Here is a 6,256-nt window from a genome sequence, read left to right as displayed (position 1 = left end):
CCCGATGATCTGCTCCTCGCTGAAGCGACTCCCTTTCATTGTCCGTCTCCTTTTCAGGCGACGGACTCTACCTCATTTCGGCTGAGTTTTCGGGGTGCAGGCCATCCGTCTCCTTTTCAGGCGACGGACTCTACCTCATTTCGGCTGAGTTTTCGGGGTGCAGGCCACTTCTCACGATATTTGGCTACAGCGCGCCCGGTGGTGACGCTGCCGCAGTTCAATTGATGAAGAGCGCGTGGGAGAGGAACGGTACCAAGGAACTTGCACAAGTCGAAATGGTCGATATCAAAAGCAAAAGGGAATTGCATCGGACTTGGTCTCCATTTATAACTCGGTCGCATTATCTTGCGGTCAAATCGCTTTTGCCCCGCAGCCTATTGGCTTGGCATCCGCGGAGGTCCTGCGAGGCTATTGCCTTTGCTACTCTCCAGAATGATCCTTGGGACGACAACTACATTCCGAGATTCCGAAATCTGAAGCACCTGCAAGAGTGGGTAAAGGCTCTAATTCGCGAAGAAGACGATCTCGAAAAAAGCGGAACGCCACTGAGTAGTAAGCCCTCAGGTTAGCTTGAAAGAGAAATCGACGAATTTGTTGCGCGACCTCGACGGCAAGATTGCGATCGTGACGGGCGGCACGCGCGGACTTGGCCGCGCCATCTCGCTCGGGCTGGCGCGGATGGGCGCGACGGTCGCGATGAACTACCGCCGCGACGAAGCGAGCGCCGCGCAAACGCTCGCGGAGGTCCGCGCGATCGCGCCGCGCTCGATGCTGGTCAAAGCCGACCTCGAGCACGAGTCGCAGGTGCGCGCGATGGTGACGCGCGCAGCCTCGGAGCTGGGCGGGCTCGACATCCTGGTTGCCAATGCGGCCGCGACCGCATTCAAGCCGCTGCTCGAAGCCAAGCCGCACAATCTCGCCCGCACCTTTGCGCTGAGCGTCAACGGATTCGTCGCTGCGGTTCAGGAAGCGAGCCGGGTGATGGGCGAGGGCGGGCGCGTGCTGATGATTTCGGGGATGGACTCGATTCGCAACCTGCCTGGCCACGGCGTGCTCGGCGCCGCAAAGGCCGCGCTGGAGAGCATGGTGCGCGACTTCGCCTTCGAGCTCGGCCCGCGCGGCGTCACGGTCAACGCCCTCAGCGTCGGTTGGATCGATACCGACTCGGCGCGCTTCTACGCGAACTACCTGGGCTGCTCGTACGAGGATCTTCTGCGCCGATGCGCCGATCGATCCGCGTTGAAGCGGCTGCCGACGCTCGACGAGATTGCCGCCGTCGCGTGCCTGATATGCCTGCCCGCGGCGAGCTACCTGACCGCGCAGACCATCATGGTCGATGGCGGCTTTACCTTGAGCTTCCCCGCCGCGCAGTAATTCAGTTTCCATGAAGTGGAATGCTGGAAGGCGGCCACGTCCCGCAAAGCGTCGCACTCGTCAGTTTTGAGGCGCCGCGTCGAATCTTGTCATCTTGACCGAAGCCAGCAACGCCGGCGCCAACGCCGTCATCCTGAGCCGCAGCGGAAAACACTGCGCTGCCGTCGCAACGGCTGAACTATTCGGCCTGCCCCCGCCGGACTTGGCGTGCTATGCATACGTTATGGTCAACCGCCAGGATATCCCGTACTCGCATCGCTCGCCCAAACTTGGGCGAGGCCCGCTCTCGGCAGAAATTATTTTTGACGGAACAAAGCTAGCCCTAGCAGCGGAGCCGTCCAAAACCACAACAAATGGTATGATTTGCTGTTTTCAGCTCTATTCGATCAACCGAAAAATCAGAATTGTGCTCGTCGCAGTTTGAACTCTAATCGCGGAGGTCCTCAAATGGCGCAAGAAACTAAAGATTCCGATCGCGCAAGGCAGGCCGATCAGGCAAAGCATCACGCACAGCATCCCGATCACGAAAACTTTTTGGCGCAAGGCGGATTCGTCGCCGTCGATATCCGTGCTGAAATTGCGCGCCTCAAGAAGGAACCCGCATGGGCCGGTGGCGATCGCCACGGCAGCTCGCTGGTCAAAGGCGACGGAATCAACGTCGCGCTGATGATGCTGAAAAAGGGCGCGAAGCTGCAGCAGCATCACACGCGCGCGCCGATCACGGTGCAGGTGATCGAAGGCCGAATCAATTTCATCGCCAGCGGCAAAACGCAACTGGTGACCCCGGGAATGATTCTCGCGCTGAATCGCGCAATCGAGCATTCGATCGAGGCGCTCGAGGAATGCGCGATCGTTCTGACCGTGGGCGGCGAACAGATGTAGGGCGATGGCGCTATACGACCGGATTGGAGTGGATCGTCTCGCCGCCGACATCGAATCCGGGCGCATCAAGGATGTGATTCGCAGGTTCGCGCACGACGGCGGCGACTACATGTTCATCGTCGCCGAGCGCTAGAGGGCGGCCGTCGCGAATTCTACACGCGGGCGCGCAGGCCGCCGTCCACCGCGATCGATTCTCCCGTCACGAAGCCTGCCCCAGGCGACACCAGGTAGAGCAGGGCGCCGCCGAGTTCCTCGGGCTTCACCAGACGATTGTCGGGCAGGTACTTGAGCATGGTCTTGCTGAATTCGTCGCCCTTGTTGGCGGGACTCGATTCATCGTCGAGCCATCCAGCCTCGATCGCGTTGACGCGGATACCCTGCCGGGCCCATTCGAGCGCGAGCGCGCGCGTCAGGTTCAGGACCGCAGCCTTCGCCGCGCAGTACAGCGCCGCGTTGGCGACGCCGCGTTCTGCCAGCACCGAAGTGATGTTGACGATGACCCCGCCGCCCTGCCGCATCATCACGCGCGCGCCTTCCTGGCACGACATCCACACCGTCTTCAGATTGTTCTCCATGATTTTGTCGAACGCCGTGTCGTCGTCGGCTGCTGCCGGTCCGTAGGCCGGCGTGTCGAGCGCGTTGACCAGGATGTGCAATCCGCCGAGCTCCTTCGCGGCAAGGTCGGCGGTGGCGGACAGGTCGGCGCGCATCGCCGCGTCCTGCACGCGAATCACGGGCTTGGTCCCGGCCGCATTCACCAGCTTGGCGGCTTCCTTGAGCCGCTTGTCGGTGCCGGGCTCCTGCGAGGCGAGCACGACCCTGGCGCCGGCCTCGGCCAGAGCGACGGCGGCGGCGCGGCCGACGGAATGCTCGGCGCCGACGACCAGCGCGCTTTTGCCTTGGAGCGAGAAGTCATTCGACGCGTTGGAGGAGGCCATTTTTTTCAGCTCCGCTGTTTTTCACTTTTTCACTCTTTCGCTGCCATCTGGTTCGAACTCTCCGGCGACACTCCGGTCGGCGCGATTCCGCCCGCCAGTCCGCCGCCGTCGATCGCGATCAGTTCGCCGTTGATATGGTTGGACGCATCCGAGGCGAGGAACACCGCGAGCGGACCGAGTTCGCTGTCCTGGCCGACGCGGCCGATGGGAATAAACTTGCCGCCCTTGAAAAACTGCATCGTCGCTTCGTTGTGCGGAAAGACGCCGGGCACGATGCAGTTGGTCTGGATGTTGAACTGCGCGTAGGTCAGCGCCATCGAGCGCGTCAACTGGATCGTGCCGCCCTTGGCGCACGCGTACATGAAGTTGTGCTTGCCGCCGCGAAGCCCGTAGCCCGACGCGATGTTGATAATCTTGCCGCGATTCTGCTTGACCATCTGCGCAATTACCGCGCGGCATCCGTAGAACTGGCTGCTCAGGTTGGTGTCGATTCCGCGGCGCCATTCGTCGTCGGTAATTTCCGGGAGCTGTACCCCGAGCCTGCTGTCGCCGCCGCCGGCGTTGTTAACCAGGATGTCGATTTTGCCGAACTGCTTGACGGTGGCCGCGGCGAGCGCGTTGACCTGCGCCGAGACGGTCACGTCGGTCGGCACGATCAGGCATTTGCGGCCGGTTTTTTTGACCGCGTCGGCGGTTTCATCGAGCTGCGACTGGGTGCGCGCCGCGGCCACGATATCGGCGCCCGCATCCGCCAGCTTCACCGCCATCGCGCGGCCCAGACCGCGGCCGGCGCCGGTGATGATGGCGACTTTGCCGTCGAGCTTCAGCGAATCGAGAATCATTGGGTCACCTCAATCTACATCGAGTGCGGCGCTGCTTGGTAATTAACATAGCCGGGACTTAGCGGAAAATGACCGATCGCACGCAATGCGCGCGGCGCTTTTGACGGCGCCCAAGGGCGGGTCCTATATTGTCCGCAATGGGAGTGGTGCGATGGCGCTGACGATCGTGATGTTCTCGGACTACATCTGTCCGTTCTGCTACGTCGGCTTCGAAACGATGCGGAGGCTGAAGCCGGAATTCGATTTCCAGCTCGAATGGCGCGGCTTTCAGATTCATCCCGACTGGCCGGCCGAAGGAATCCCGATTGACAAGGCGCGCGAGACGATTGACCCCGCGTCGCTAGTCGCGCTCTGGAAGCGGATTAGCGCGATGGCTGAGGCGGTGGGATTTTCGATGAAGCCGCCGGCCATGCTGACCAACTCGCGCGCCGCGCTGGCCGCAACCGAGTTTGCGCGCGAGTCGGGCCGCGACGAAGCGCTCGAAGCGCGAATCTACCGCGCGTACTTCAATGAAGGCGTGAACATCGGCGACGCGGAGACCGTCGCGCGGCTGGCGGCAGAAGCGGGACTGGACTCCGGCGCGGTGGCGGACGCGATAAAATCGCCCAAGTACGAGATGAGGCTGAAGAATAATTCGCTGGCGGCGCATCAGCGCGGCGTCAGCGGCGTGCCGACGTTTTTCATCGGCGAATTCCCGCTGGTGGGGGCGCAAAGCCTCGACGCGACGCGCGCGATTCTCAAACGCGCGGCCGAGAGATTCGCGACCTGACGCCGCTGGCGAAATCAATCGAGCAGCGCGTTCGAGAGCCAAAGTTACGGGCGGGGTAAGACTCGGAGCCTCACCACCGTCTTCCCCTCAACCTTTCTAACAGGGCGAAGCCCGCATCCTATCTGCTCACCAAGGTGCAGGGGTTACCCCTGCCCAAGGAAGTGTGAAACCCACGGTGGGTTTCACATCAAATGAAGATTCCAAGTTCTTCGAATTAGGTGCGCTGCTGCGCGAGGTAAAGGCCGCGGCCCATCAAGCCCTCGGCGTCGTAGCGCACTTGCATGTTCGCGGACTCGAACGCGCGGGTCATCTCGTCGCGGGTGAACAATCCGAGCTCGTGCTGCTCGCTGTAATGCTCGATGCCGTCGGGCCGGCTCCTGAGATAGTGGAGGAGCAGTACGGATAGATTGCCCTGCCGGCTGCTGTGACTCATGCGGCAGACCTTGTCGGCGCCGATTTCACCGCCGTGGATGTGGCTCGCGCCGGGTTTCCAATCATCGGGGGTGAGCCAGGGCTCGACGATCAGCACGCCGCCGGGCTTTACGTGACGCGCCATGCATGCGATCGCGCGATTCATGCGGTCGGCGGTGCGAACGTAACCGATTGCGCTGAACAGGCATGTCACCACGTCGTAAGCCGCCGCCAAATCGAAGTCGATCATGTCGGCGCGAGTGTAGCGGCCGGCGGGATTTTTCAGGCGCGCGGCGCGCAGATAGTTTTCGTTGAGATCGACGCCGTCGATCGCGTAGTGCTCTTTCAAAAATTTCGCGTGCTCACCGGTGCCGCACGCGACGTCGAGGATCGTGCGCGCGCCCGGCACGGCGTCCGCGATCAAAGCGCGCAGACGCTCGCACTCGCGGGCGTAGTTCTTGAAATGATAGATCGCGTCGTAGAGCTCGGAACTTTCGAGGAACATCCGTCCAGCCTAGCGATTTCGCGCGGCGGATTCACGGACGCCACTGGCGCGACTCGCGTCTCAGCGGGCCGGGTGTGGTAAGAATCGGGGAGGCATGGAAGCGCGCGGCAAAGCGGTTGCGGTTCGCCTCGATCTGCGAGGCGTTAAGTGTCCGCTCAACTGGGCGCGCGCGAAGGTGCGACTGGAGCAGATGGCGCGCGGCGAGGTGCTCGAACTGACGCTCGACGATCCGCGCGGCGCTCGCGACATCCCCAGTGCGGCCGAGGCCGAGGGTTACGCGATGCTCGAATCCACGGCGCGCGACGGCATCTTTCAGCTGCGCATCGAGCGGTAGTTTTCGCCCTTTCCTTTTTCACTTTTCACTTTTCACTTTTCACTGGATTGCATAGCGCGATTGGCCTGCTCCCCAATTTCCCGCCAATCATAAGTAGAGTCCGCCGGTTTTTTCGCCCTCCTCGGGCGGTTGCGTTTCCCGTCTTTTTAACGCTGCGAACTCGGCTGGCGTCAAGGCGCCGAGACTGCCGTGCGGTCGCAT

9 protein-coding genes are annotated in these 6,256 nt (G+C 62.0%); 6 read left to right on the top strand and 3 right to left on the bottom strand.

The genetic code is table 11. The annotated features are described in order from the left end of the window. The first annotated feature begins 570 nt into the window (after window positions 1–570). From VIO10_RS06255 to VIO10_RS06240, 4 genes are all read left to right on the top strand, one after another. Window positions 571–1,374 (top strand): SDR family oxidoreductase, encoded by an 804-nt coding sequence (locus VIO10_RS06255; RefSeq protein WP_331961007.1) that lies wholly within the window; start codon window positions 571–573, stop codon window positions 1,372–1,374. A gap of 94 nt (window positions 1,375–1,468) precedes the next feature. After that, window positions 1,469–1,798: a hypothetical protein gene (locus VIO10_RS06250; protein WP_331961004.1), complete on the top strand. Its 330-nt coding sequence runs from the start codon at window positions 1,469–1,471 to the stop codon at window positions 1,796–1,798. 23 nt (window positions 1,799–1,821) lie between these two features. Next, window positions 1,822–2,256, top strand: coding sequence for a hypothetical protein (locus VIO10_RS06245; protein WP_331961001.1), 435 nt, complete (start codon window positions 1,822–1,824; stop codon window positions 2,254–2,256). Between the two features lie 4 nt (window positions 2,257–2,260). Beyond that, on the top strand, window positions 2,261–2,389 hold the full coding sequence (locus VIO10_RS06240; RefSeq protein ID WP_331960998.1) for a hypothetical protein: 129 nt from the start codon (window positions 2,261–2,263) through the stop codon (window positions 2,387–2,389). A 19-nt stretch (window positions 2,390–2,408) separates the two neighbouring features. On the opposite strand, the gene VIO10_RS06235 is transcribed toward VIO10_RS06240, so the two are convergent. Both VIO10_RS06235 and VIO10_RS06230 read right to left on the bottom strand, forming a co-directional pair. Further along, window positions 2,409–3,194: an SDR family NAD(P)-dependent oxidoreductase gene (locus VIO10_RS06235; RefSeq protein ID WP_331960995.1), complete on the bottom strand. Its 786-nt coding sequence runs from the start codon at window positions 3,192–3,194 to the stop codon at window positions 2,409–2,411. 29 nt (window positions 3,195–3,223) lie between these two features. Beyond that, complete coding sequence (locus VIO10_RS06230) at window positions 3,224–4,036, bottom strand: SDR family NAD(P)-dependent oxidoreductase (RefSeq protein WP_331960992.1); 813 nt, start codon at window positions 4,034–4,036, stop codon at window positions 3,224–3,226. A 151-nt stretch (window positions 4,037–4,187) separates the two neighbouring features. Here VIO10_RS06230 and VIO10_RS06225 point away from each other — a divergent pair, with 151 nt between their 5' ends. After that, window positions 4,188–4,805, top strand: a complete 618-nt coding sequence (locus tag VIO10_RS06225) for a DsbA family oxidoreductase (protein WP_331960989.1) — start codon at window positions 4,188–4,190, stop codon at window positions 4,803–4,805. Between the two features lie 214 nt (window positions 4,806–5,019). On the opposite strand, the gene VIO10_RS06220 is transcribed toward VIO10_RS06225, so the two are convergent. Then, the gene (locus tag VIO10_RS06220; protein WP_331960986.1) at window positions 5,020–5,721 is read right to left on the bottom strand and encodes a class I SAM-dependent methyltransferase; all 702 of its coding nucleotides are present in this window, start codon (window positions 5,719–5,721) and stop codon (window positions 5,020–5,022) included. 94 nt (window positions 5,722–5,815) lie between these two features. Here VIO10_RS06220 and VIO10_RS06215 point away from each other — a divergent pair, with 94 nt between their 5' ends. Next, window positions 5,816–6,055, top strand: a complete 240-nt coding sequence (locus tag VIO10_RS06215; RefSeq protein WP_331960983.1) for a sulfurtransferase TusA family protein — start codon at window positions 5,816–5,818, stop codon at window positions 6,053–6,055. Window positions 6,056–6,256: the final 201 nt, after the last annotated feature.

The organism is Candidatus Binatus sp. (assembly GCF_036567905.1).
Lineage (GTDB): Bacteria > Desulfobacterota > Binatia > Binatales > Binataceae > Binatus.
Note: the sequence above shows the minus strand (reverse complement) of the source record. Positions and strands in the feature narration are given on the sequence as shown.